The 24,328-nt window shown below is 64.8% G+C and carries 21 protein-coding genes and 1 tRNA gene; 10 read left to right on the forward strand and 12 right to left on the reverse strand.

Annotation, left to right across the window (positions count from 1 at the left end; all coding sequences use genetic code 11):
* The first annotated feature begins 308 nt into the window (after positions 1-308).
* Both CGL56_RS11960 and CGL56_RS11965 read left to right on the forward strand, forming a co-directional pair.
* A complete protein-coding gene (locus CGL56_RS11960) occupies positions 309-1,424 on the forward strand; it encodes an aminopeptidase (protein WP_099106789.1) in 1,116 nt (371 codons plus the stop codon).
* Between the two features lie 188 nt (positions 1,425-1,612).
* Positions 1,613-2,392 carry a hypothetical protein gene (locus tag CGL56_RS11965; protein WP_099106790.1) on the forward strand — a complete coding sequence of 260 codons (780 nt, stop codon included), beginning with the start codon at positions 1,613-1,615 and terminating at the stop codon, positions 2,390-2,392.
* Between the two features lie 358 nt (positions 2,393-2,750).
* Here CGL56_RS11965 and CGL56_RS18540 read toward each other — a convergent pair whose 3' ends face one another.
* Complete coding sequence (locus tag CGL56_RS18540; RefSeq protein WP_099106791.1) at positions 2,751-3,971, reverse strand: Pycsar system effector family protein; 1,221 nt, start codon at positions 3,969-3,971, stop codon at positions 2,751-2,753.
* Between the two features lie 153 nt (positions 3,972-4,124).
* Between CGL56_RS18540 and CGL56_RS11975 the strand changes: the two genes are divergently transcribed.
* A complete protein-coding gene (locus CGL56_RS11975; protein WP_099106792.1) occupies positions 4,125-5,666 on the forward strand; it encodes a hypothetical protein in 1,542 nt (513 codons plus the stop codon).
* On the forward strand, positions 5,663-7,039 hold the full coding sequence (locus CGL56_RS11980; protein WP_099106793.1) for a DUF5723 family protein: 1,377 nt from the start codon (positions 5,663-5,665) through the stop codon (positions 7,037-7,039). The genes CGL56_RS11975 and CGL56_RS11980 overlap by 4 nt, the downstream gene beginning before the upstream one ends.
* On the opposite strand, the gene mscL is transcribed toward CGL56_RS11980, so the two are convergent.
* From mscL to CGL56_RS12015, 6 genes are all read right to left on the reverse strand, one after another.
* A complete protein-coding gene (gene mscL / locus CGL56_RS11985) occupies positions 6,966-7,427 on the reverse strand; it encodes a large-conductance mechanosensitive channel protein MscL (RefSeq protein ID WP_099106794.1) in 462 nt (153 codons plus the stop codon). The two genes, CGL56_RS11980 and mscL, sit on opposite strands and share 74 nt — an antisense overlap.
* A gap of 224 nt (positions 7,428-7,651) precedes the next feature.
* The gene (locus CGL56_RS11990) at positions 7,652-8,626 is read right to left on the reverse strand and encodes a hypothetical protein (protein WP_099106795.1); all 975 of its coding nucleotides are present in this window, start codon (positions 8,624-8,626) and stop codon (positions 7,652-7,654) included.
* 3 nt (positions 8,627-8,629) lie between these two features.
* Complete coding sequence (locus CGL56_RS11995) at positions 8,630-10,369, reverse strand: BatD family protein (RefSeq protein ID WP_099106796.1); 1,740 nt, start codon at positions 10,367-10,369, stop codon at positions 8,630-8,632.
* Positions 10,369-11,124, reverse strand: a complete 756-nt coding sequence (locus tag CGL56_RS18265) for a tetratricopeptide repeat protein (RefSeq protein ID WP_167641672.1) — start codon at positions 11,122-11,124, stop codon at positions 10,369-10,371. Before CGL56_RS18265 ends, CGL56_RS11995 begins: the two co-directional genes overlap by 1 nt.
* A gap of 229 nt (positions 11,125-11,353) precedes the next feature.
* A complete protein-coding gene (locus CGL56_RS12010) occupies positions 11,354-12,160 on the reverse strand; it encodes an alpha/beta fold hydrolase (RefSeq protein ID WP_099106797.1) in 807 nt (268 codons plus the stop codon).
* Between the two features lie 147 nt (positions 12,161-12,307).
* A complete protein-coding gene (locus CGL56_RS12015) occupies positions 12,308-13,783 on the reverse strand; it encodes a mechanosensitive ion channel family protein (RefSeq protein WP_209280382.1) in 1,476 nt (491 codons plus the stop codon).
* An 87-nt stretch (positions 13,784-13,870) separates the two neighbouring features.
* Here CGL56_RS12015 and ade point away from each other — a divergent pair, with 87 nt between their 5' ends.
* Positions 13,871-15,514: an adenine deaminase gene (ade, locus tag CGL56_RS12020; protein ID WP_099106798.1), complete on the forward strand. Its 1,644-nt coding sequence runs from the start codon at positions 13,871-13,873 to the stop codon at positions 15,512-15,514.
* Positions 15,515-15,602: 88 nt separating this feature from the next.
* On the forward strand, positions 15,603-15,860 hold the full coding sequence (locus CGL56_RS12025; RefSeq protein ID WP_099106799.1) for a hypothetical protein: 258 nt from the start codon (positions 15,603-15,605) through the stop codon (positions 15,858-15,860).
* Here CGL56_RS12025 and CGL56_RS12030 read toward each other — a convergent pair.
* Together CGL56_RS12030 and CGL56_RS12035 are read right to left on the reverse strand one after the other, a co-directional pair.
* Positions 15,857-16,375: a DinB family protein gene (locus CGL56_RS12030; protein ID WP_099106800.1), complete on the reverse strand. Its 519-nt coding sequence runs from the start codon at positions 16,373-16,375 to the stop codon at positions 15,857-15,859. The two genes, CGL56_RS12025 and CGL56_RS12030, sit on opposite strands and share 4 nt — an antisense overlap.
* Before the next feature lie 110 nt (positions 16,376-16,485).
* Positions 16,486-16,560, reverse strand: a tRNA-Val gene (locus tag CGL56_RS12035).
* Between the two features lie 132 nt (positions 16,561-16,692).
* Here CGL56_RS12035 and CGL56_RS12040 point away from each other — a divergent pair.
* The 3 genes from CGL56_RS12040 to CGL56_RS12050 all read left to right on the forward strand — a co-directional run bounded on the left by CGL56_RS12040 (position 16,693) and on the right by CGL56_RS12050 (position 20,114).
* Complete coding sequence (locus tag CGL56_RS12040) at positions 16,693-18,780, forward strand: TonB-dependent receptor (protein ID WP_099106801.1); 2,088 nt, start codon at positions 16,693-16,695, stop codon at positions 18,778-18,780.
* A gap of 64 nt (positions 18,781-18,844) precedes the next feature.
* Positions 18,845-19,330 (forward strand): hypothetical protein, encoded by a 486-nt coding sequence (locus CGL56_RS12045; protein WP_099106802.1) that lies wholly within the window; start codon positions 18,845-18,847, stop codon positions 19,328-19,330.
* 7 nt (positions 19,331-19,337) lie between these two features.
* The gene (locus CGL56_RS12050) at positions 19,338-20,114 is read left to right on the forward strand and encodes an SDR family NAD(P)-dependent oxidoreductase (protein ID WP_099106803.1); all 777 of its coding nucleotides are present in this window, start codon (positions 19,338-19,340) and stop codon (positions 20,112-20,114) included.
* Here the strand turns inward: CGL56_RS12050 and lptB are convergent.
* Both lptB and CGL56_RS12060 read right to left on the reverse strand, forming a co-directional pair.
* On the reverse strand, positions 20,111-20,851 hold the full coding sequence (gene lptB, locus CGL56_RS12055; protein WP_099106804.1) for an LPS export ABC transporter ATP-binding protein: 741 nt from the start codon (positions 20,849-20,851) through the stop codon (positions 20,111-20,113). The two genes, CGL56_RS12050 and lptB, sit on opposite strands and share 4 nt — an antisense overlap.
* Before the next feature lie 44 nt (positions 20,852-20,895).
* Complete coding sequence (locus tag CGL56_RS12060) at positions 20,896-22,044, reverse strand: S1C family serine protease (RefSeq protein WP_099106805.1); 1,149 nt, start codon at positions 22,042-22,044, stop codon at positions 20,896-20,898.
* A 151-nt stretch (positions 22,045-22,195) separates the two neighbouring features.
* On the opposite strand from CGL56_RS12060, the gene CGL56_RS12065 reads away from it, so the two are divergent.
* Positions 22,196-22,783 carry a hypothetical protein gene (locus tag CGL56_RS12065; protein ID WP_099106806.1) on the forward strand — a complete coding sequence of 196 codons (588 nt, stop codon included), beginning with the start codon at positions 22,196-22,198 and terminating at the stop codon, positions 22,781-22,783.
* 107 nt (positions 22,784-22,890) lie between these two features.
* Here CGL56_RS12065 and CGL56_RS12070 read toward each other — a convergent pair whose 3' ends face one another.
* Positions 22,891-24,285 (reverse strand): glycosyl hydrolase 53 family protein, encoded by a 1,395-nt coding sequence (locus CGL56_RS12070; RefSeq protein ID WP_167641671.1) that lies wholly within the window; start codon positions 24,283-24,285, stop codon positions 22,891-22,893.
* Positions 24,286-24,328: the final 43 nt, after the last annotated feature.

Genomic DNA, 24,328 nt, shown 5'->3' on the forward strand with positions numbered 1-24,328 from the left:
CTCGAAACTTTTGAGGACTTATATGATAAAAACAAATGGGCCGTGCTGATCTGGTGATCGGCACGGCCCGTTTTCAGTTCGGGGGGGCAAGTCCGATTACTGGATGACCACGTTCTGGGTGAAGCGGTGTGGTATCAGGGGGATAGAATGGTGAGCACATGGCTATTTCTCTCTATCACGGAACCCGCGCCCGCCGGCAACCTGCCGGTGACGGGGGGGGCAGCAAAATTTATAGTTTACCGCCGGGAGTGAAACAATCCGGGGGGGCCTAGACCTTTACGCAGACCAACCCGCCAAACCCTTTTCGCATGAAGACCGACCCTGCAATTCTGGATAAATACGCCCACCTCCTCGTCAACTACTGCGTGAGCCTGCAGCCGGGGGAGCGGCTGTTCGTCAACTCCACCACCCTGGCCGAGCCCCTGCTCGACGCCATCTACCGCGAAGCGCTGAAGGTGGGGGGCCATTGCGAATTCACCCTCGCCACCCGGGGGCAGGCGGAGGCCCTGCGGGAGTACGGCAGTCCGGAGCAGGCGGCCTACGTCCCCACCCTGCAGGAGCGGGCCATGAATGAGTTCGAGGCCTACATCTACGTCAGCGCCCCCTTCAACCTGCGGGAGCCGGAGCCGGCCGCGGAACTCAAGGCGGCCCGCCGCGCGGCCTTCAAGCCGATGCACGATACTTACTTCGCCCGCACCGCCGACCGTCGTCTCAAACGTACCATGTGCATCTTCCCCACCCCGGCCCTGGCCGCCGAGGCGGGCATGACGGAGGAGGAGTACGCCGACTTCGTGTTCCGGGCCTGCAAGCTCGACCAGCCCGACCCCCGCGCCGCCTGGCTGGCGGTACGCCAGCGGCAGCAACGGGTGGTGGACCACCTCAACAGCTGCACCGAGTTCCGCTACGTGAACGACCGCAGCGACATCCGCTTTACCACCAAGGGGCGGACCTGGATCAACAGCGACGGGCAGACCAACATGCCCAGCGGGGAGGTGTACACCAGTCCGGAGGAAGACAGCGTCAACGGCCACATCTTCTTCGACTACCCGGCCATCCGGAACGGGGAGGAAGTCCGCGGCGTCACCCTGGAGGTGGAGCACGGCGAGATACAGTCGTGGCGGGCCGAGAGCGGACAGCGGGTGCTCGACGAAACCTTCGAGATCCCCGGCACCCGCCGCTTCGGGGAGGCAGCCATCGGGACCAACTACGACATTGATCGCTTCAGCAAGCAGATCCTCTTCGACGAGAAGATCGGCGGCACCGTCCACATGGCCGTAGGCCAGAGCTACGCCCAGGCCGGGGGCAAGAACGAGAGCAGCGTGCACTGGGACATGATTGCCAACATGCGCGACGGCGGCCGCGTCTACGCCGACGGGGAGGTGGTCTACGCCGATGGCCGCTTCGTGGACCGCCTCTGGCAGTAGGGCCGGGCAATAATTCCGGGCGCAGCAGGTTCGTATAGGATCTAATTTTATACTTCGCCAGGGCGGCGGCGGCCCGCGGATCGTACCGGCCCCTACCTTATTGGTAAAAGAGTTACCTTTGGTTTTACCCTATGCCTTCCATTTTGCCTGCAGGAAAACCCCTTTGTTGACTGAATTAACCCTAAACCGTGAACGAGAACATCGCCTTTCTAGAGCTTAAGTACGGGAATATATACGGCGGATATCCTAACTTCTACGCAATCAGCGAAATCGCTCTCCTGGTCTTCGAACGGGGATCCAACAAAATCTTCCTCGAGAGCTGGATCAATCAAGCCAACGTTGATATCGTAGACGTTTACGCCGAAACCGATGAGCTCGGTCACACCGTCCGCCGCGTACGGGAAGTGCTCAACATGCGCACCAACCGCCGCTACCCCTACCACGACGATTTCCGCCTCAGCGAGCACGACCTGCAGTTTGCCTTCCGCAACCTCCGCTCGACGAAGAACGCCATCCGCAACTTCCTCAACAAGAACCTGAACAAGTACCGCTTTCAGGATATGATCGTCTTCGACGGTCGCCGCGACATCTTCCTCTGCGAACGCAGCGGCGTACGGTTCAACTACACCAACATCATCGACATCCAGAAGGACCTGAACCGGGAAACCGACTACCTCTTCAGCCTCAACAAGCTGGCCCGGGTCATTAACTTCAACACCGACCGCTCCTACCTGCGGTCCAACAACCTGGAGTACTGGCTGCACCCCATCGCGGCGCGGCAGATCATCCCCGGCACGGCCGCCTTCGACGCCGCCCGCCTGCTGATGGTCTTCAACGAGTACACCATGTACCACGACGACTTCCTCATCAAGGCCGCCATCCTGCTCAACAAGGTGACCAAGCGCAAGGAGGAAAAGGCCGCCCAGCTCGAAGCCGAAAAGGAGGACAACGGGAACGGGGAGGATTAGGTGGAGGATTTACCATTTACGATTTACAAAGTACCATGTACCATTTGCGGGGCAGCACGCTACGCTCATAGGTCGAGGCACTCTGGGCCGATGTTTCTTCACCACTGAGGCGCAGAAGTACACTGAGGAACGTACCATGTACAATTTACAAAGTACCATTTTGCGGGGCCGCTAGCAACGCTCGGCCAGGCCGGCATGTCATCAGTTGTTGAGCGACGCAGGAGCGAATCACCTGATGTCTCAGCCGGCGTAAGTCTCCGTGGCCCTCAGTAGCTCTGTGGTAGCCCCCCCCCTAAAGCAACATCTCCACCCCGAGCACCTCGGAGTGTCCACAGGACCTCCGAGCGTGCGGCGCCCATCAAAACAACAGAATAATCCCCAGCATCAAAATGACGCTCACGGCCAGGCCGGTGAGGAAGATGTTGTAGGCGATCTTCAGGAGGCGGTACTTGCGGTCGATGTCTCGTCCCAGGCCGTGGAGGTCGCTGATGAGGTTGCCGTAGAGGGCATCGGGACTCAGGAGGGTATGCTCCATGCGGCGGGCGAACTCCTGGCGGCCCATCTTGCTGATGGTCCCGTAGAAGGCCAGGTTGTCGTCCTCGTCGTTGCGGGAGTAGGGCCGGGAGGAGATGATCGCGTAAACCAGGCTGGCCAGGGCGCAGATGATGAACACCGCTACGGGCAGCAGGACCTCGGGGCGCGTCTGGGGCCAATCGCCGTAGCTGACGAAAGTGATGAGCACGCCGATGAGGAGGGCGTTTACGCTGACCATGATGGCGGCCTTCTGGTCGGCCATCCGCTTGAGCTGGATCTGGTTGCGGAAGATGGTGCGGAAGTAGGTCTGGGTGGCCTGGCGGGTGGGTCCCTGCTCGAGGTCGTGGAGGAGTACGGGTACGTCGCTGTCGTCGCCCGTGGGGGCGGGGGGCAGCAGCCCGGGTTTCTTCTTTTCGAGGCGGTCGACCAGCTTCTGGAGGTCGAGCAGGACGGCGCTGTGGGTGTGCTGGTAGCGGCGGCGCAGTTCGCCGTCGCGGAAGCGGGCCTGCCGCAGTTCTTCCAGGTACTGGGCCAGGGCGTCGGTGCGGTTCATGCGGCGGCGGGGGCCGAGGCCGCTGTCGAGGGCGTAGCGGTTCTCCAGCCACATCAGCTCGGCGCCTTCCGGTCCGCTCAGCAACCGCTGGGCCAGCTGGGCGTCGTAGAGCACGTCGGCTACTTCACTGCGCAGTCCGGAGCTGCCCTCGGGCAGGACGGAGGCCAGGGTAAGCTGGAGATTGAGGTAGTCGGGCCCCGTCCACTCGCGAAACTCCTGGGCTACTTCTTTCCAGCTGCGGAGCTCGCTGCCGTTGCCCCAGTAACGGCAGGCCTCCAGGAAGGCCACCGTACGGGCCAAGTGGGGCAGGTCCGGGGAGACGCCCGGCCGGCGCAGGGCGATTTCCAGGGAATGTGCCGCCAGGGCCAGGGCCCAGCTGTCGTTGTGCAATACCAGGGCCCGGGGCAAACGTTCATACGTCATCAGCATGAACCGCTCCGCCTGGTCCGCCAGATTACTCAGGTGCAGGGCGGTGAAGCGGCCGTTTTTCATAATGTGAACGTTGACGGTGGGTGAAGTGCGGGTAAAGTAAGGTAAGGCCGGACGTAGCCTGAACCAAATTCACAACGCTCCTTTTTGTAGGGGCATTGCACCTGCTGCCGAGCCATCGGACTGGCCGGCGCCTGGATCTTTAGCTACCTCTCTATGCAAAAGGCATTACTTCCGTTACTGTTCGCCTGCCTGGCCACCGGCTGCAACAGCCTGCTCGAGGATTTTACCGACCTGAAGGCCCTGGAACAGCACGCCGAGTACGCTATCCCCCTGGTAGACAGCCGCCTGGACCTGAGCGGACTGGTGGGGCAGGTCGACGAACGATTTGTCCTCACTATTGACCCGGACGGCCTCCTGAGATTCAACTACACCGACACCGTACCCTCGGTGGACAGCGAGCCGGTCTTCGCGGCGCTGCAGGCGGTGGCCCGCGGGCTCCCGCTGCCCATCACGATGCGGCGGCAGGAACTCGACTTCCCGCTGCCCAACGACGCCTCCATCGACCTGCTGCGGCTGCGGGCAGGAAAGCTCTCCTACAGCCTGCCCAACCCCTACCCCCACCCGGTGACCGTCCGCCTCACCCTGCCTAACTTGCAGCGGAATGGCGTGGCCTTCACGGTGAGTGGAGAATTGCCGGCGCGCGCGGGTTCCGGGGCCAACCCCACCCTCACCAACGCGGCCGCGCCACTTGATCTGGCGGGCTACGAACTCCGCTTCCCCGACGAAACCCTGGTCATCGACTACGCCATCGATGCGCCCGACGGCACCCCCCTCGATCCCGGCCGCGGCACCATTGCCGTGCTCAGCGACCTGGACTTTTCCTTCCTCGAAGGCTACTTCGGGCGGACGCCCTACTCCGGGGTGGACGACCGGCTGGAGATCGACTTCTTTGAGAACTACCGCAGTGGCGAAGTAACCTTCGAGAACCCCCGCATCCTGGTGAGCGTGCGCAACAGCGTGGGCGTCCCGGCCCGGGCGGTGGTGGAGGAGCTTACCGTAGAGACCCTGGACGGGCGCGTGATTCCCGTGGAGGGGGAGATCGTGGAGGAGGGCTTTGACTTCAACTACCCCCGGGAGCCGGGCCAGAACAGCTACACCACCTACGAGATCGACAAGACCAACAGCGACCTGCTGGAGTTGCTGGCCGCCCGCCCGGTGGCCCTGAACTACCGCATCAGCGCCCTGATCAATCCGGAAGCCGACCCCCGCAAGGTGGGCTTCCTGTCGGATACCAGCTCCTACTCCGCCACCGTCACCGCGGAGCTGCCGCTGTACGGCTCTGCGGCCAACTTTGAGGTGGTCGACACCTTTGACGTCAACCTCGGGGATCGGTACGGAGACATCACCGCTGCCAGTCTGCGCATCACCACCGACAGCGAGTGGCCCCTCGACCTGCTGCTGTCCGGCACATTCACCGATTCCCTGGGCCTGCCCCTGCTCGACCTTACGGACGGGGAGCTGCTGATCGTGAAGGCCAGTCCGGTCGACGCCGGCGGCACCCCGACGGGGAGTGTGCAGTCCACCCACGACGTAACCTTCTCCGCCGACCGGCTGGAGCTGCTGCGGCGGGCCAGCCACCTGGTCCTCAGTGCCGCCTTTGCCACCCTCGACGGGGGCAGCCGGCCGGTGCGGATCACCAACCAACAGAAGCTCCGCGTGCGCATCGGGGCCCGCCTAACCGTAGACAAGCCATGAGCCTACTCCACCGAACGCTGTTCGCCCTCGCCCTGCTGCCGGCCCTGCTCAGCGCCCAGAACCTGACCGCCCCCCTGCTGTCGGGCAGCTGGCAGTCGACCTACCACAACCCCGCCATGCTCCACTTCCTGCCGGGAGAGGTCACGGTGGGCCTGCCCGGCGTGGCCAATGACCTGCAGCTGGAGAATATCCATTACAACGATCTCTTCGTGGACTCCGGTAGCGGTGGCCGCCGCATCCTCAGCCTCGCCGCCCTGGCGGCCCTGACGGACGACCGCAACGAGGTACAGGATGTGTTCTCTATCGAAACCCTCGGGGTGGCCCTTCGCCGGGGCCCGTTCTCGCTGAGCGCCTACCACCGCCTGCGGGTGGAGGGAGAGGCCGAATACCGCGGCGCGCTGGTCGACCTGTTCGTGCTGGGCAATGCCCCCTTCATCGGTACCACCCTGGAAATTTCGCCCCGGGGCCGCGTCGTCAGCTTCCAGGAGCTGGGGCTTGGACTGAGCTACGCGATCAACGACGTCATCTCCCTTGGCGGCCGCCTGAAGTACCTCGCCGGCACCTCCACCGTATCCACCGCGCCCGGCGGCAGCCTCCGCCTCACCACCGGGAGCGAGAACTACGCCCTCACCCTCGAGCAGGACCTGACCCTGCGTACCGTGGGGGCCCTGGAATACAACGGCCAGCTTAACGAAGTGGAACTCATCTACGAACCCAATCGGCTTTCACCCGGAGAGCTCTTCAGCGGCAATACGGGACTGGGGATGGACCTGGGCGTGGCCGCCGATCTCGGCCGCCTGCGCCTCAACTTCTCGGCCACCGATCTCGGCGCCCGCATTTCGTGGAAGGAGGAAGTGACGACCCTGCGCTTTTCCGGGAAGGATACCTTTACCGGGCTGGACGTCCTCGAGGATTTGCTCCGGGACTCCATCTCCCTCGATGAGGCCCTGGACAGCCTGGTGCTGACCTTCGATCCGGAAACAAACGCCGATCCCTACCGCACGGAACTATCGCCCCGCTACTACCTGGGCGGGGAGTACGACCTCACTTCCCGCCTCACGGCCGGCGCCCTGCTGGTGGTGGAGGAGCGGCTGGGCAGCACCACCGCGGCCGTGGCGGTCACGGGGCGCTACGCGGCCACCGACTGGCTGCGGGTGGGCCTGAACGTGAACCACCGCGCGGGCTTGCGCACCAACGTAGGGATGCACCTCTACGCCACGCCGGGGCGCTTTCAGTTTTTTGCCTCCTCCGACAAGCTGTTCACGCTCTTGGGTACGGGCAGTCCGGCCCTGTCCGGCATCAGGCTGGGGGCTGGGCTGACGTTTGGATCTCGGGCTGATGCCCCCGCTTCAGCTCGTCCCGGATCTCGGTAAGCAACTGAATGTCCTTGGGGGTGGGTACGGTCTTGTCGCCGGTGTCTTCCGCGCGGTCGCGCAGGGAGTTGATGAGCCGGATGATGATGAACAGCGTAAAGGCCACGATCAGGAAATCGATCATGGCCTCCAGAAACAGGCCGTAGCCGATCACCACCCCAGGGTCGATCACCTCTCCTTCGGCGTCAAGTTCCGGTCGCCGGATCACCCAGGCCAGGTCGGCCAGTTCGATGCCCGTGGTCAGGTAGCCGAGGGGCGGCGTGATGATCTGCTTGACCAGGACGTCGACGATCTTGTTGAAGGCGGCACCGATGACGACCCCGATGGCCAGGTCGATCATGTTACCCTTGACGGCAAATTTTTTAAACTCGGCAATGAATCCGGCCATGAATTTCTGGTTTTTGGTGGGAGCTTTCCTGGCCGTTAACCGCTCCGGCGGCCGATTTGTTAGAGCTTGTTTGGGTTTTGCTTTTGTAACCGAAAGCGAGTCACTTTTTGTTTGGTCGAGGCGCTGAAAGTGGATCGTAGCCGGGTTACGAAGCCATTTTCAGCAACGAAGGCCACGCGAAAAGGGACCGTTTGCAGGTCGAACAGTAAGGCCCAAACAAGCTCTTAGCGGTACAGGCTCACGACCGTCAGCGTAAGCGCGGCGGCAAAAACGAGGAGATGGAAAAACTCCGCCCGGGCTTCGGGGCGCCGCGCCAGCCACAGGCCCAGCAGGATGCCGAGGGGCGGCAGGACCGCCTGGGCGTCCGCCGCGTCCACTACGCCCCCGAGCAGGCCCACCAGCGGCGAAAAGAGCAGGACCCAGAAGGCGAAGGCGTTGTTCTTGGCCCCTTCAATGCTGAGCAGGGCACGGCTGCCCGTCCCGCTGAGCAGGGCCACCAGCAGGCCCAGGGCCAGGATACCGAGGCCGATGAGGTCGTAGCGCGAAGCCGGGGCAAAGTTGCCGAAGCCAAAGCCGGCCAGTTCCCCGTTGGCGAATGCCGGCCAGCCGCCGCTCAGGTAGGCGACCGTCCCCCCCAGAAAGAAGGCGATGAAGGTGCCCACCAGCAACTGGAAGATGGTCCGCAGATTGGCCGTACCGAGGATGCTGATGCCCACGATAAAGGCCGGCAGGAACAGCAGGTAGGTGGGTTGCAGCAGGGCTGCCAATCCCAGCCACCAGCCGGCGTTGAAACGGCCCACCTCCGGCGAACGCCCCTTGTAGGTGCTGCCAATCCCCCCCATGGCCAGCAGCAGGAAGGTGTGCCCCAGGGCCGCCGGGGTGAAGGCGTGAAAGGCCGGCACTACGCCCCACAGCAGTACCAGGACCAGGCCGGGGAACTGGGTGGTTGTCCGGGAGAAACGGAAGCGGTCGCTGATGTTGTTGGCCACGATGCCCGCCAGGGCCAGCAACAGCGGGGGCAGGAGGGCGGTAAGCCAGAAGTTGCCGGCCACCAGCCGGGTGATGAGTTCCGAAAAGTAGGTCCCTTCCTCCACCACCGGCGGGGTACCCAGCAGCAGCACCGGCAATTGCAGCAGCAGGGCGTAGCCGAACAGCAGCAGGCTGGCAAAGGATTGGTTGGTGCGGAAGAGGGAGAGCATAGGCTATCGGAGCTGCCGTTCGGTCTCGGTGATCAGGTCGGAGGCCAGGGTGTAGGTTTCATCGAGATCGGCGGCCGTATCCTGCCCGGCGTAAAGGGCCATTTCGCAGCGGCCCAGCAGGCGGTCGTAGCGGTCGGTCAGCTCCGCATCGGCGCCGGCGTTCCGCAGGACTTCCGCGATATTTCGGCGGTTCAGCTCGCGAACCGGCAGGTTGAAGCGGTCGCGGAGGTAGCCCAGCAGGGCGCTCTCCACGGCGTCGTAAAAGGGTCGGGGCTCCACCCGCTCCAGGTACTGCCGCGCCTCCCGCAACCGGGCGGTGGCTTCCTTGCCGGCACGCTCACGCAGCAGCAGGGCGGGGTCGCGGTTGGCCTGTTGCTCCCGGTAGCGATTCCAGCCGATGAGGCCGCCGCCCAGGAGGAGGGGCAGCAGCATCAGCCCCCAGAACAGCGGGGTGCGGGCCAGGTTGCCGTCATAGCGCCGGCCCGGGGGCAGGGTGGTCGGGGCCGGGCGCAGGGTGAGGGGCGCTTCGGCCTCGGCGGTGGTGGTATCGATGGTGTAGGTCTGCTGTCCGCTGCCGGCGGTTACCGTCACGGAGTAGGTCTCGGGAGTGAGGGATACATAGTCGGCTTCGTCGGTATCGAAGTAAGTCACTGTGGGGGCCACCGGGAAGATACCGGCCCGCTTGGGCACCAGCTGGTACTCGAAGGTCTTGCGGCCGAACATCCCGGAGGGGCTGTCCAGGAATTCCTCCTCGATCACCCGGGGGTCGTAGATGTTCCAGTCGGCCTCGTCGACCGGCACCGGCGCCTCGAACCGCTGGATGTCCCCCTGGCCGGTCACCCGTACCAGGAGCCGCAGGGCGTCGTCGGTACTCAGGCGGTCGCGGTCGATCTGTACTTCAGCGCGGTAGGTGCCTACTCCTCCGCTGAAGTCGGCCGGCCGCGGGTGGGGCAGTTCACTTACCAGGATGCGGAGGGTATCGGAGTTCACGGGGATCTGCTCGGTGTAGCGGCGGGAGAAGCTGCTGCTCGTGCGGGTGCGTACCGCGCCGATCACCATCCGGTAGGGATCGATGGTGAGGGTTCCACTCTTGATCGGGAAGAGGGCCAGGCTGGCCAGGGTGCGGCGCTGGTATTCGCGGCCGTTCTCCACCACCGTTACCGGCGAGGCGTCGAAGCGGCGGCGGGGCCGGGCGAAGAAGCCGTCGAGGTCCGGCTCCCGTACCATGTTGCGGGAGATCGGATTGACCGAGGCGTAGAGGTTCAGGTTCAGGATGATCTGCTGCCCCACGTAGGCTTGGTCGGTGCTCACCTCCGCCCGCAGGAAGTTCTCGGGGGTGGAGCCCGCCGTGCCGTTGCCGGCCTCCAGGACGGTGACGGTTTCGGAGTTGGTCCGGTAGGTTCGTCCGGCGGCCCGCACGGTGGCTGGGCCGATGGTGAGCTCCCCCGTCCGCTTGGGTTGCAGCATCCAGGAGAAGGTCATCTGGCTGGTGGCCACCCCGTTGATGATGGTGGTACCGATGGACCGGCTCGGGCCCTGCAGTACGTCAAAATCGCGGAAGGGCGGCGGCTCCAGGTTCTCGCCTTGGGCGTTGCGCAGGGTGAGGTGGTACTCCAGGGTGCTGTTGCGCAGCATCCGTTTCTTGCTCACCTCGGCGGTGAAGCTGATGTCCTGTCCCTGGGCAACGGCCGTAGCGGCGCTGCCCAGCAGGATCAAGAAGAAAAGCAGTAGGCGTATCGTCATCACCAGTCTTTGGTTCCGGTACAACCCTCCTGGTTCGCCTGTCGCAGGCGGCTCAGGGTGCGCTTTTCCTCTTCGGCGGCGATCCCGAGCTGGCGTTCGGCTTCCTCGCGGCTCATCTGGGGCTGGTCGGGGTTGGCCCGGGATTGTCCGGGGGTACCGGGTTCCCGCTGCTGCTCCTCGGAGTCTTCGCCGTCTTCCGACTGCTGCCCCGGTTCGGGTTGCTGTTGCTGGTCGCCGTTTTCGCCGCCCTGCCCTTGCTGCTGTTGTTGTTGCTGCTGCTGGTCGCCTTCCTGTTCCTGGTCGTCCTGCTGCTGTTGCTCCTGTTGTTGCTGGAGCTCGCGGATGGCCTTGGTGAGGTTGTACTTGGTTTCGGCGTCTTCGGGGTTGATGCGCAGGCTCTGCTTGTAGCTTTCCACCGCCTGCTGGAAATTCTGCTGGCGGTAGTAGCTGTCGCCCAGGTTGCGGTAGGCCCGCGAGCGGATTTCCGGATCGTCGGAGAGGCCGGCGGCTTCCTCGTAGCGCTTGGCGGCTTCGGCGTAGTCGCCCCGCTCGTAGAGGGTGTTCCCCAGGTTGTAGTTGCCTTGGGCGCTGTTGGCCTCCTGCAGGGCATCGCTGTAGGCGCGCTCCGCCTCGGTGAAGTCACCCTCCTTGTACGCCCGGTCGCCGCGGCGCAGGTCCCGATGGCCGTTCTGGCTCAGGGCGGGGACGCTGGTGCAGAGCAAGAGGAGGAAGGCAATGTAGGCCCGGTAGTGCATGGCAACAAAGTTACGGATTGCCGGCGGCAGACATCGGATGTTGTTCTTGCGCCAAAACTGAGGACATCGGATGTCTGAAATTTTGTCAGGCCCAGGAATTGTTGGATTTTTCTGAACGCACCCGTGTATTTCACCAAGATTTTATGAAATAAGATAAGAAATGACCCAAATATTCACCGACAACATCCGATGTCTGACAAGGTGGCAGGAGGACAACATCCGATGTCTATTATCCCTCATCCGGCACCCGCCGCTCCTTGCGCGTGGCCGGCTTCTCGAGGAAGGCCTGGATGAGGGACAACAGCTCCCGCGGCCGCTCGGCGTGGATCCAGTGGCCGGCATCCGCTACGGTGGCGAGCTCGGCGAGGGGGAAGAGGGCCTGGATACCGTCCCAATCCTCGTCGTGGACGTAGCCGCTCTTGCCGCCCCGCACGAAGAGGGCCTGCCCCGGGAAGTGCTGGCCGAGGGTCCCCACGGGGGCGATGAGGTTGTCGTAATCACGGTGCAACACCTCCAGGTTCATGCGCCAGCGGAAGCCCTCCTCGTTGTCGCGGGCCAGGTTCTTGAGAAGGAACTGCCGCACGCCGGCGTCTTCCATATGGGGCCGCATGCGCTCGTCGGCCTCGCGGCGGTCTTCGAGGCTGGCGGGGTCCAGGGCGTGGAGGGCGGCGAAGACGTCGTCGTGCCCCCGCCCGTACTGCCGGGGTGCCATGTCCACCACGATGAGTTTTTCCACGAGGGCGGGATAGGTCAGAGCCGTCTGCATGGCCACCTTGCCGCCCATGCTGTGGCCGAGGAGGTGGCAGCGGTCGACGGACTGCTCCTCCAGGAAGGCGGCGAGGTCGTGGGCCATCAGCGGGTAGCTCATCTCATCGGCGTGGGGCGAGCGGCCGTGGTTGCGCAGGTCCACCAGGATGACACGGTAGTGGCCGGCCCACTGCCGGGCCAGGGTCTGCCAGTTGTCGAGGTTGCCGAAGAGGCCGTGGAGGATGACGAGGGGAAAGCCTTCGCCGTAGGTTTTGTAGTTCAGTTGCATGGGTTTATGGTATGCTCGCGACGGCGCGCGCCGGGGTATTATGTAGTTATTCGAATGACGCCGGCGGGCCCGGTGAGGTTCGCGCCGGCGGAGGGTATCTGTCGTTCGGGGGGCAGAGAGGGGTTCCCCGGCACCCGCGACCGCGCCCTACTCCTGGGTAGGCTCCTCCTCGCCGGTCGGCTGCTGTCCGTTGTCGTGGGCCGCCCGCCGTACGTTAATGGCCCGATCTAGGCCGGCGCCGCCGCGGATCCAAATATCCTGCTGGGGGAAGGGGATCTCGATGCCTTTCTCACGGAAAGCCTTGTCGATGGCGAAGCGCAGGTCGCTCTTGGTGTCCTCGATGCGCATGAAATCCCGCGACCAGAACAAGATCTCGAAGTCGAGGGAGGAGCTCCCGAAATTGAGGAAACGGACCACCGGCTTGGGCATGGCCAGCACCCGGGGGTGGTCATCGGCCACCCGGCCCAGCACCTCCTTGACCAGGGCGGTATCCGAACCGTAGGCCACGCCCACGCCCACGTGGAAACGGGCCTTGCGCTCCACGTGGCTCCAGTTGACCACGTTCTCTCCGATGAGCTTGGAGTTCGGGACGAAGATGATGATGTCGTCCCGGGTTTCGATGGTGGCCGTCCGCGCGCCGATCTTGCGCACGGTGCCCACCTGGTGGTCGGAGACTTCCACCACGTCGCCCACCATCACGCCGCGCTCGAACAGGATGATGATGCCGCAGATGAGGTCGTTGAAGGTCTGCTGCAACCCGATACCGATGCCGACCAAGAGGGCCGCCGCCCCCGTCCACAACACCACCAGATCGAAGCCCGCGGCCTGCAGCACCAGCAGCACGCCCACCACGTAGACGAAGTAGGTGATGAGGCGGTTGATGGCGTACTGGCTGCCGGAATCCACCTTGGAGCGGCGGTAGTAGGTGCCCAGGATGAGGTTGGTGACGGCCATCAGCAGCAGCCGCAGGAAGAGGAAGACCGCGACGGCGAACACCACGTTGCCCACGGTGATGGTAGAGGTAACCACCTCCTCGCTGCGCTCCACCTCGGTAAAGGCGTACAGCACGTAGCGCGCCAGCCCCGTATCCTGCAGCACCACCAGGATGGCCAGGGTATACATGAAGGGGCGCACCGCGCGGAAGCGGTTGGCGGCGGCCTCCTCCTCGGAGAGCGACTGGGCCGTGGCGTCGTTGGACCGGTGCATGCGGTGGTAGCGCTGCACGAGGAGTTCCTCGATGAGAATGTCCAGTACGTTGGCCACGATGAAGGCCAGCAGGGCCTTGACCAGCGTACTGATGCGGATGGTCAGGTACACCGGCGGCCCGTCGCTGGTGGAAGCCTGCTGGATGGCCTCGTCGACGAAGGTGATGTCGATGTTGAGGATCCGCAGGATCACGATCACCAGCAGGCTGAAAAAGGAGAAACGGGTGACGTTGCGCACCCGGCTGCGGTTCTTTTCCGACACTTCCTCCCGCCCGTAGTACCAGGGCAGCAGGTGGCGCACGATTAGGTAGTTGGTACCCATCAGCAGCACGGTGGCCGCCAGGATCAGCAGCAGTTGGTGGGCCGTGACGCTGAACCCGCCCATCTCCAGTAAAAGTATTTCCCGTAGTCTGTCCATGCTCGGTGAAAGTAACCCTTCTTTCCGCCCGCGGTTGCAACCCCCGGCCCGCCTTTCCGTTCGGGCAAGACAACCTACCCACTAGCAATGCAGGAAATCAAGGGCCGTTACGTCGACCTCGACGCCCGGGAAATTTACGGCGCGGTAATGACTATCGGCGACGACGGCCGCATCGCCTCCATCGAGCGGGACCCGCAGCGCGACAAACGCGGGTGGTACATCCTGCCCGGCTTCGTCGACGCCCACGTCCACATCGAATCCTCCATGCTGCTGCCGGTGGAGTTCGCCAAACTGGCGGTGGTCCACGGTACGGTGGCCACGGTGAGCGACCCCCACGAGATCGCCAACGTGATGGGCCTGGCCGGGGTAGAGTACATGATCGAAAACGCCCGACATACGCCCCTGAGCATCAATTTCGGGGCCCCTTCCTGCGTGCCGGCTACGGGGGCGGAAACCGCGGGTGCCGTGCTCGACGCCAATAGCGTGGCGGGTTTGATTCAGCGGCCCGACATCCGCTACCTGAGCGAGGTGATGAATTATCCCGGTGTCCTCCAGCAGGACCCCGAGGTGATGGCCAAGATCGCCGCCACCCACGCCGCCGGTAAGGTGGTCGACGGCCACGCGCCGGGTCTCCGCGGCGAGCAGGCCGCCGCCTACGCCGCCGCGGGCATCACCACCGACCATGAGTGCTTTACCGCCGCCGAGGCCCGCGACAAGCTCGCCGCCGGCATGAAGATCCTCATCCGCGAAGGCAGCGCCGCCCGCAACTACGCCGCCCTGGAGGAGCTGATCGATGAGTTCCCGGACCGGCTCATGTTCTGCACCGACGACAGCCACCCCGACGCCCTGCTGGCCGGCCACATCAACCGCCTGGTCATCCGCGCCGTGCGCGGGGGCCACGACCTGTTCAACGTGCTGCGCATCGCCTGCCGCAACCCGGTGGACCATTACGGACTCGACATCGGCCGCCTGCGGGTGGGCGACCGGGCCGACTTCATCCAGGTCGACGACCTGCGCCACTTCGGCATCATGGCCACCTGGATCAACGGGGTGCAGGTAGCCGAGGCCGGCGCCCACCGGCTGCCCGACTTCCGCCCCGAGCCGATCAACAACTTCCACTGTACGCCCAAGCAACCGGCAGACTTCCGCGCCGCCCCCGGCCCGGCGGGGGGCAAGATCCGCGTGATCGGCGTCACCGACGGCGAACTGGTCACCGAAGCCCTGGAGATGACGCCCGTGGTGGACGCGGAAGGCCGCCCCGTGGCCGCCCCGGAACGCGACCTGCTCAAGATCGCAGTGGTGAACCGCTACGCCGACGCCCCGCCGGCGGTGGGCTTCGTCCACGGCATGAAGCTGCAGCGCGGTGCCATCGCCAGCAGCGTGGCCCACGACAGCCACAACATCGTGGTAGTGGGCGTCGACGACGAGAGCATCTGCCGCATGGTCAACGCCGTGATCGCCGAGAAGGGCGGTATCGCCGCCGGCCGCGATGAGTACCTCGAAGTCCTCCCCCTGCCCGTGGCCGGCATCATGAGCGCGGAGCGCGGCCCCTATGTCGCGGCCCGCTACGCCGAGATCAGCGGCTTCGTGCGGCGCAAGCTGCGCTGCGGACTCGAGGCGCCGTTCATGACGCTGTCCTTCCTGGCCCTGCTGGTCATCCCCAGCCTGAAGTTGAGCGACCGCGGGCTGTTTGACGGGGAGCGGTTCCGGGCGGTGGACCTGTGGGTGTAGGAGCTTGCCGGTTGGCGGAATTTTGCGCCCCGGCAAACCGCGGCGGAGCTTTCTGCCGTAGGTGAGGTACTCACCTTAATCACCTGCCATGACCCACCCCCTGCCCCACTTCGCTCCGGCGGAAAACGAAGGATTCGACCCCGAGCGCGATCTCCGGGAATCGGTCTCGACCCGGGTGCACGCGCTCTGGCAGACGAAGCGGCAGCTGCGCGCCGTCATGGAGCGCAGAAAACTGCCGAACACCTACGAGACGTGGCGACGGATCAAACTGGTCTATGACCCTGCGGCAAAGCGGCAGCAGTATATCCTGGATTACGGTACGGCGAAGGAACTCTTGCTGCTTTAAAACAGCTTCATACCGGGAGGGGTAACGCCGGCCAGCCGCAGGTAGACGGAGACCTGCCCGCGGTGGTGGGTCTGGTGCTCGAAGGCCTTGTCGAGGGCGGTAGCTCGGTCCATATCGAACTGGCCGAAGAGCTGGACATCCTCGCCCATGCGCTGGGCGTCGAGGTTGCGGATGCCGTTGATCACGTAGTCGTAGCTATCCGACACCTTCTGGGTCAGGCTTTCTTTCGTGATGTCCTCATCCATGCCGGAATCCTCCGGTTTGGAGGGCATTTCCTGGGCGGTTCCGGGCGCCCCGAAGCCGTAGTTGGCCTCGGCGATGTGGGTCATCAGTTCGGCAAAGGAGCGGATCTCGGGGGTGGGCCGGAGGTCCAGCTGGTCCGCCGGCATGGCCTCCAGGTATTCCAGGGTGAAGGCCTTGGCGCGCTCCCAGTCGGCGACGAGGGCGTCCGCGGAGTGCTGGGCCCCGAGGGGGGCGAAGGCGAAGAGCAGGAGGAGAAGGGTAAGGTTTTTCATGGTCCGGTAGTGTTGTATGGTCAAACACTAAAATAGTCCCTTTCGCACGGACCCGCCGGAAAACAAAAAAGCCCGATCACTAGCTGATCGGACTTTACGGAAAAACGATGTGGTCGCTGAGAGACTCGAACTCCCGACCCCCTCGGTGTAAACGAGGTGCTCTGAACCAACTGAGCTAAGCGACCCGGTGTGCAGCGATTCCATCCACCATCGTAGGTGTGACCGCTAAGGGAGCGCAAATATACAGTTGCCGTTTTGAATCCTGCAAGGGCCGGGGGAAAGTTTTCCTAATTTCGGCCGCCCATAAGTTTTCCGGTATGCGTTTCTGCTTGTTTGTCCCCTCTTCCATCCTACGGCGATCATTGGCCGGCCTGTTCCTGCTGTTGGCCACCGCCCTGGCGGGGCAGGACACCCTGGCCTTCGGCGTCATCGACCTGCCCGGGGCCGAGGTGAGGGCCAGCTACCGGAGCGTAAGCCCCCTGGCCCAGGTCTTCACCATTGAGGAGGTACGCAAGCTGCCGGCCACCTTCTACGACCCGGCCCGCCTCATCGCCCTGCTGCCGGGGGTAGTACAGACCAACGACCAGGCCAATCACCTCAGCGTGCGCGGCAACACCCCCAACGCCAACCTGTGGCGGCTGAACGGACTGGCCATCGCCAACCCCAACCACACCAGCAATGCGGGCACCTTCTACGACTACCCCACCCTCAGCGGCGGCGGCGTGAACGCCCTGAGCGCCCAGGTACTCGACCACTCGGCCTTCCTCGCGGGGGGGCTACCCGCCCGCTACGGACAGGCCACCGGGGGCACCCTGGACCTGCGCCTCCGCCCCGGCAACCCCGAGCGGCGGCAGCACCAACTGCAGGGCAGCTTCATCGGTTTCGACGCGGCCACCGAGGGGCCGGTCGGGCAATCGGGCTTCACCTACCTGGTGAATGGTCGCTACAGTTTTACCGGCCTACTGGCCGACGCCGGGGTGGACTTCGGCGGGGAGACCATCCGCTTCGCCGACCTGAACGCCCACCTCCACCGGCGCACGGACCGCGGGGAGGTAAGCCTGTTCGCCGTTGCCGGCCGCAGCACCAATCTTTTCAATCCCGATCCGGAGGAAGAACTCACCGAGCAGAAGGAGCTCTTTGATATCGACTACGCCAACGACCTCCTCATCGTCGGGGGATCCTTCGACCAGCAGTACGCCTTCGGCAAGCTTACGGTGGGCTCGGCCTACTCGGTGACCGACGCCGATCGCAGCCAGGCCTTCACGGAGGCTGGGCCCCTGGTCCAGGAAAGCGCCGCCCGCCTGCAGCGCCACAGCACCCGCGCCGAACTGGAGCGCGTGGTCTCCCCCGCCGCCAGCCTGTCGGTCGGCGTGGAAGCGGTGAACGACTACTACACCCTCGAGCAGTTCGTGGAGGGCGCCACCCCCTCCCGGACCACCGACCACCCCCAGGTGCGCAGCTTCGCTCCCTACCTGTCCGTCCACTGGGTAGCCGGGGAGAGTGAGTTGGACGTGGCAGCCCGCCCGGTCTGGTACTACGACGCGGCCCTGGTCGACGACTGGGTTTTCGAGCCCCGCCTCCGCTACCAACACCGGTGGAGCGAACAGCGCATCGTAGCCGTAGCCGAGCGACTGAGCCGCACGCCCTACGCCGGCCTGATCCTGAAAGGCGAGGACCTGGAAGCCTTCGTGCCCGTTACCAATCAGGCGGGCCTTTCCTACGGCCGCACCCTGGGCAAGCTGAACGCCCTGGTGACCGCCTACCTGCAGCATACCGGCCGGGAGTACGCCGCCGAGGCCGACGGCTTCCTGCTCAGCGCCAACAATTTCCTGGAGTTCGACCCCGCCTTTGCCTTCACCGAGACCACCGCCACCCGCCGCTACGGGGTGGAACTGGAGGCCGGCGGCGCGCAGGTGCCGGGATGGTTCTACCGCGGCAGCCTCTCCCTGTTCCGCGCCGAGACGGAGCAGCGCGACGGGAGCTGGGCCAAAGACCGCTACAGCAGCGACTACGTAGCCAAACTGACCCTCGGCCGGGAATGGGCGGGACGGGACCGCCGCAACCGCCCGCGCACCTACGGCCTCAACCTGGCCCTGATCACCCACGGCGGCGAACGCACGGGCCGCATCGTGGCCCCCGGCACCGGGGTGTCGCCCTACTTCACGCCCCCCGATTACCGCGACGGATTCATCAACACCAATGGCACCTACTTCCGCCCCGATCTGCGCCTCTACCGTACCCGCGAACGCACCCGTACCACCACCACCCTCTCCCTCGACCTGCAAAACGTGGCCGGAATAACCAACACCGCCGCCCGGTATTACGATTCATACCTGAACGAAGGTGCCGAACGCACCGCCCTGGGACTGATCCCGGTGCTCGGCTACCGGATTTGGTGGCGGTAACGCCCTTGCCCCGGCACCCGCGGCCGCGCCCCTGCATTCACTGACCATTTAAAATTACCAATCGATGAAGTTTCTATACCTGTTCAGCTTTCTCCTCCTCCTGACGTCCTGCGGCAACGCCGAAAGCGAAGCCGCCGACAACGCCGAGGAACGCGCCCTGGCCGCCGCCCAGGAAGCCGCCTACAGCTCCATGATGGACGGCCACGACCGCGTGATGGAAATGATGGGCCAGATCACCCAGGCCCAGCGCACCATCACCGAGCAGCTGACCACCGGCGGTCACGGCGACGACTACCGCGAACTCCTGCTTGCCGCCAACGAGCAGCTGGAAGACGCCGACGACGCCATGATGGACTGGATGAATGGCCACCGCCCGCTCGACGAACTGCGCAGCAACCTGAAGGAAGACGAGATCATGAACTTCATCCGCGAGCGCACCCGGGGCATCGCCGAGGTGGAAGCCGACATCAAGACCAGCCTCGCCAACGCCGAGCAGATCCTCTCCAACGAGGACCACGAGCACGGGGAAGGCATGGACCACAACCACTAGGTCGTCCGTGAAGAACCAGCGCATCCGCCCCCGCTTCGACCTCTCCGGGCGCGTGGCCATCGTCACCGGCTCCTCCAAGGGCATCGGTGAAGCCATGGCCCGCGGCCTGGCGGAGTTCGGCGCGAAAGTGATCGTGAGCTCCCGCAGCCAGGAATCCGTGGAGGCCGTGGCCGAAGCGTACCGTGCGGACGGGCTCGAGGCCACGGCCATCGCCTGCCACGTGGGCGACCCCGACGACCGCCAACGCCTGGTGGAGCGCACCCTGGCCACCTACGGCCGCCTCGACATCCTGATCAACAACGCGGCCACCAATCCCTACTTCGGCCCCGTGGAAGGACTCTCCACCGCCGCCTACCAGAAGACGCTGGACGTGAACCTGACCGCCGCCCTGGAACTGAGCAACCTGGCCCTGCCCCACCTGCGGGCCGCGGGCCACGGCTCGGTGATCCACATCAGTTCGGTGGAGGGGCTGCACGCCAACCCGAACTTCGCGGCCTACAACATTTCCAAGGCGGGCCTCATCATGCTCGGCAAGAGCCAGGCCCGGGAGTGGGCCGCCGACAACGTGAGAGTAAACGTGATCTGCCCCGGACTCGTCAAGACCAAGCTCAGCCGCGCCCTCTGGGAAAACGAACCCCTGGCGGAGCAGATGCGGCAGACCATCCCCCTGAACCGCATGGCCACCCCCGACGAAATCGCCGGACTGGCCGTCTGGCTGGCCAGCGATGCGGCCAGCTACGTGACGGGGGGCACCTTCGTGGCCGACGGGGGAATGCTGGGCTAAAGGTCCAGCACCTTGCGGCGCAGCACGAAATTCTTGCCGAGGTACACCTTGCGGACCATCTCGTCGGCGGCCAGCTCCTCGGCGGTACCGGCCTTGAGGATATCGCCCTCGAACATGAGGTAGGCGCGGTCGGTGATGCTGAGGGTTTCCTGGACGTTGTGGTCGGTGATGAGGATGCCGATGTTCTTGGTCTTCAGCTTGGCCACGATGTACTGGATGTCCTCCACCGCGATGGGGTCGATGCCGGCGAAGGGCTCGTCGAGCAGGATGAAACTCGGGTCGGTGGCCAGGGCGCGGGCGATCTCGGTGCGCCGCCGCTCGCCGCCGCTGAGGGTATCGCCGTTGCTGCGGCGCACCTTGTGGAGGCTGAACTCGTCCAGCAGGCTCTCCAGTTTCTCGGCCCGCTCGTGCTTGTTGAGGTTGGTCATTTCCAGGACGGCGGAGATGTTGTCCTCCACGCTCAGCTTGCGGAACACCGAGGGCTCCTGGGGCAGGTAGCCGATGCCCCGCTGGGCGCGCTTGTACATCGGCAGGTCGGTAATGTCGTCGTCGTCCAGGTACACCCTGCCTTCGTTGGGCTTGATGAACCCCACGGTCATGTAGAAGGTGGTGGTCTTGCCGGCGCCGTTCGGCCCCAGCAAGCCGACGATGTCGCCGCGGTCGACGTGAATGCTCACGCCCTTGACCACGGTGCGGCTGCCGTACTTCTTGACCAGGTTTTCGCTCTTTAGTCTCATGCTTGTTGGCTAGGAAGGGGGGAAGGTAAGGGTAAGGGGCCGGCTCAGTTGCCCGCCGGTAACAGATCAATGGTCAGTTCCCGGCTTTTATTCTCCCGGACAACGGTCATCCGCAGCCGGTCGCCGGGGCGGGCGCGGCCGATGATCTCCGTCAGGTCCGGCAGGTCGCGGACGGGCCTCCCGTCCACGGCCACGATGAGGTCGTTCACCCGCAGTCCGGCGGTTTCGGCCGCGCCACCGGGGAAGATGGCATCCACGATTACTCCTTCCGTGCGGTCGCGCAGTCCGAGGCGTTGCTGGTCGGCGGGCATCAGGGATGAGATCTCCACCCCCATGATGGCCCGGCGGTAGCTGCCGTACTGGATGATGTCGTCCACGATGCGTTTCACCAGCTCGCTCGGGATGGCGAAGCTGTAGCCCTGGAAGCGGCCGGTGCGGGAGGCGATGGCGGTATTGATGCCCAGGAGGCGCCCTTCGGTATCGACCAGGGGGCCGCCACTGTTGCCGGGGTTCACGGCGGCGTCGGTCTGGATGAAGCTCTCGATGGCGTCCGGGTCACGGAGCAGGCTCAGGTTGCGGCCCTTGGCGCTCACGATGCCGGCGGTGACGGTGCTGACGAGCCCCAGGGGACTGCCCACCGCCAGCACCCACTGCCCGGGTTCGGCGGCGTCGCTGTCGGCCAGCTCCAGGAAAGGCAGGTTTCTGGCGTCGATTTTCAGCACGGCCAGGTCGGTCTTCGGCTCGGTGCCCACTACGGTGGCGGGGAAGCGGCGGCGGTCGGCGGTAGTCACGGTGATGTTGTCCGCGGCCTGCACCACGTGGTAGTTGGTCACGATGTAGCCATCGGCGGAGTAGATCACGCCGGATCCTTCCCCTCCGAGGGTACCGCTGGATTCCTCCCGCCCGAAGAGCGCCTTGACGGTGGCCCGGTCGCGGCCCTCCACGCGGGCGTCTACGTGCACCACCGTGGGCGTGGCGCGACGGGCGGCCAGCCGCAGGTCGACGGCCGCGGCGGGCAGATCAGGCAGGGGGGCGGTCTCCGCTACGGGGGCCGCGGCCGGGTAGTATTCCCCCGGGCTGCGCCGCACGGGATGGACGTCGGCCGGCGGCGCGGGCCGCAGCAGCATCACCACCAGCAGGGCGGCCACGAGGCCGCCGGCGAGGGCAGACAGGGTGAAGGGAATAAATTTCATGGTCGTCGGTCAAACGGGGCACGAAGGCCCCCGCTCGGGGAGTTATCAGTTAACAGATGATACCCCCAATTTGGTTATCCTATGCCACGGTTTGCGGCAACTAAGCTATTTTAACGGCTGTTACCTGCATCCTAGCCCTGCCCTTTCCACCTTGACCATTCACGAGCTTACCAAATTGCTGCAACCCGAAACGCCCCTCGAGGCCCGCTTCCTGGAGGATGAGGAGTTCCGGCGGGGGCTGCTGTGGGGACTGCCGCGCTACGGCCACCCGGAAGGCACCATCTGGCGCCACATCATCGAGGTGAACGAGAACATCGACGCCCTGCCCGTTGACGCCGCCACCCGGCGCAAGCTGCGCACCGTGTGTTGGGTCCATGACACCTTCAAGCACGTCGAGGACCGCGGCAACCCCCGCGACTGGTCGAAGCACCACTCGGTCTACGCCCGCGAATTTCTCTCGCGCTACGTCAACGATCCCCTGCTGCTCAACGTGGTCGAGCTCCACGATGAGGCCTACTACTGCTGGCGCCTGGCCCACCTGTTCAGCAACTACGCCGAGTGCGAACGGCGCATGCGCCGCCTGCGGGAGCGCGTGGGCGAGTACTGGCAGCTGTACTATCTCTTCTTCAAGTGCGACACCTGCACCGGCGACAAGAATCCCGCCCCCCTCATCTGGTTCGAGGAGCACATGGAAGACATCGAGGTGGTGGAGTTCGAGCGGGGCGAGGCGGCGATTTAGCGGGTTTCCTGAAGTACGAAGTATCAAGCGCGAAGTACAAAGTACGAAGGTCACGATCTCCTGGGCTCACACTTGATAGCTCTGGGGGGCAGAATGTCAAGTCCAGCTTAATTTTTGCCGCCGGCGATTTCAATTTTGCGGGTAGTCCAGCGGCCGTCGGCCAGCTTCAGTTGCAGCAGGTAGGTGCCCGCCGCCAGATCGCCCGTCCGCAGCGTGAAGGCCTTGCCCGCTTCTCCGGCCTTTACGGCCGCTACCTCTACCCCCCGGGCGTCCAGCAACCGCCATTCCACGACGGTTTCCTCGCTTTCCGTATGCAGGGTATCGGCCGGGGCGGCCGGATTGGGGTACACTCCGACCCGAGATTCGGCGCGGGCCGGCTCGCCGGTGCTGACGGTGCCGTCGTCGCTGAGCCAGTCGAAGGCCGGCAGGGCACGGCCGCTGTAGTCGAACCAGGAGGCATTCTCGTAGGAGGACCCTTGCCCCCAGGCGTCGCACATCCGGCTGGTGATCCAGGCCGGCTCCCAGTAAAAGACGGCCGTCCCCCCGGCGGCGCAGACCGTCCGGCTGAGGTCGCCCAGGAATGCCCGCTGTCCGGCCGGGGTAGCCGGGTAGTCGACCACCTCCCCGTTGCCGGCCAGGAAGTTGTGGTAGCTGTCTGCGCCGCCCGCGTTGTCGTGGCTGAAACCCGTTTCGAAGATCATGACCTCCTTGCCGTAGGTCCGCGTCAGGTGATCCACCAGCTCGCCGATCTCCTCCACCGTGGTGCGGGGGTTGAAGAAGGGGTAGTAGGAGACGCCCAGGATGTCGTAGTCGGTCACCCCGGCCGCGGCGAATTCCCCGGCTCCGGCGCGGGCGTAGCTTTCCGTCAGGTGGATGGCCGATCGGATAGCGGTGCCCGCCGCGGCATTGAAGTCGCGCACGGCCCGCAGTCCGGCGTTGAATTTTGCGGCATCGACGGTCCACTCGAAGCCGTTGGTGGGCACGGTGGCGTCCACGAATCCGTTGTTTGTCTCGTTACCGACGGCCAGGATGGCAGGGGCGGTGCCCTGGGCGTGGAACCGTTCCAGGGTGCGGTAGGTATACGCGTAGATGCTGTCGATGAGCAGCTGCCCGCTCAGTCCGTCCCAGGCCCGGGGCCGCTGCTGTTTGCCGGGGTCCACGAAGTAGTCGCCGTAGTGGAGGGCCAGGTTCAGGGCCATCCCGCTGCTGTCGGCGCGGCGGGCGGCCAGCAGTACGTCGTCGAGGCCACCGCTGCGGATGGGCTGTCCGCACTTGCCGGGGGTGTTTTCGGGGGTGTGCCAGAGCCGCAGGCGGACCATCTCCGCGCCGCGATCGGCGAAGTAGCGGAAGGGATCCACCGGATTGCCGGCTACGTCGTGGTAGCTGCCGCCACCCGCCTCGATGGCGTTCACGTAAGATAGGTCGACGCCCTGTTGACACTGTCCGCTCAGCAGGGTGGAAATAAACAGCAAGGGAAAGAAGAGCGTAAAGGCTTTCATCATGAGAGGGTTTTCGGGGCGCCGGGCGCGGGTGCCGGGCGAATCA

The organism is Neolewinella marina, assembly GCF_002631205.1.
GTDB lineage: Bacteria > Bacteroidota > Bacteroidia > Chitinophagales > Saprospiraceae > Neolewinella > Neolewinella marina.

Excerpts from the sequence above, each read along its gene's own strand:
- CGL56_RS11960 (WP_099106789.1), top strand. The coding sequence starts at position 309 with ATGAAGACCGACCCTGCAATTCTGGATAAATACGCCCACCTCCTCGTC.
- CGL56_RS18540 (WP_099106791.1), bottom strand. The coding sequence starts at position 3,971 with ATGAAAAACGGCCGCTTCACCGCCCTGCACCTGAGTAATCTGGCGGAC.
- CGL56_RS11975 (WP_099106792.1), top strand. The coding sequence starts at position 4,125 with ATGCAAAAGGCATTACTTCCGTTACTGTTCGCCTGCCTGGCCACCGGC.
- CGL56_RS11980 (WP_099106793.1), top strand. The coding sequence starts at position 5,663 with ATGAGCCTACTCCACCGAACGCTGTTCGCCCTCGCCCTGCTGCCGGCC.
- mscL (WP_099106794.1), bottom strand. The coding sequence starts at position 7,427 with ATGGCCGGATTCATTGCCGAGTTTAAAAAATTTGCCGTCAAGGGTAAC.
- CGL56_RS11990 (WP_099106795.1), bottom strand. The coding sequence starts at position 8,626 with ATGCTCTCCCTCTTCCGCACCAACCAATCCTTTGCCAGCCTGCTGCTG.
- CGL56_RS11995 (WP_099106796.1), bottom strand. The coding sequence starts at position 10,369 with ATGACGATACGCCTACTGCTTTTCTTCTTGATCCTGCTGGGCAGCGCC.
- CGL56_RS18265 (WP_167641672.1), bottom strand. The coding sequence starts at position 11,124 with ATGCACTACCGGGCCTACATTGCCTTCCTCCTCTTGCTCTGCACCAGC.
- CGL56_RS12010 (WP_099106797.1), bottom strand. The coding sequence starts at position 12,160 with ATGCAACTGAACTACAAAACCTACGGCGAAGGCTTTCCCCTCGTCATC.
- CGL56_RS12015 (WP_209280382.1), bottom strand. The coding sequence starts at position 13,783 with ATGGACAGACTACGGGAAATACTTTTACTGGAGATGGGCGGGTTCAGC.
- ade (WP_099106798.1), top strand. The coding sequence starts at position 13,871 with ATGCAGGAAATCAAGGGCCGTTACGTCGACCTCGACGCCCGGGAAATT.
- CGL56_RS12025 (WP_099106799.1), top strand. The coding sequence starts at position 15,603 with ATGACCCACCCCCTGCCCCACTTCGCTCCGGCGGAAAACGAAGGATTC.
- CGL56_RS12030 (WP_099106800.1), bottom strand. The coding sequence starts at position 16,375 with ATGAAAAACCTTACCCTTCTCCTCCTGCTCTTCGCCTTCGCCCCCCTC.
- CGL56_RS12040 (WP_099106801.1), top strand. The coding sequence starts at position 16,693 with ATGCGTTTCTGCTTGTTTGTCCCCTCTTCCATCCTACGGCGATCATTG.
- CGL56_RS12045 (WP_099106802.1), top strand. The coding sequence starts at position 18,845 with ATGAAGTTTCTATACCTGTTCAGCTTTCTCCTCCTCCTGACGTCCTGC.
- lptB (WP_099106804.1), bottom strand. The coding sequence starts at position 20,851 with ATGAGACTAAAGAGCGAAAACCTGGTCAAGAAGTACGGCAGCCGCACC.
- CGL56_RS12060 (WP_099106805.1), bottom strand. The coding sequence starts at position 22,044 with ATGAAATTTATTCCCTTCACCCTGTCTGCCCTCGCCGGCGGCCTCGTG.
- CGL56_RS12070 (WP_167641671.1), bottom strand. The coding sequence starts at position 24,285 with ATGATGAAAGCCTTTACGCTCTTCTTTCCCTTGCTGTTTATTTCCACC.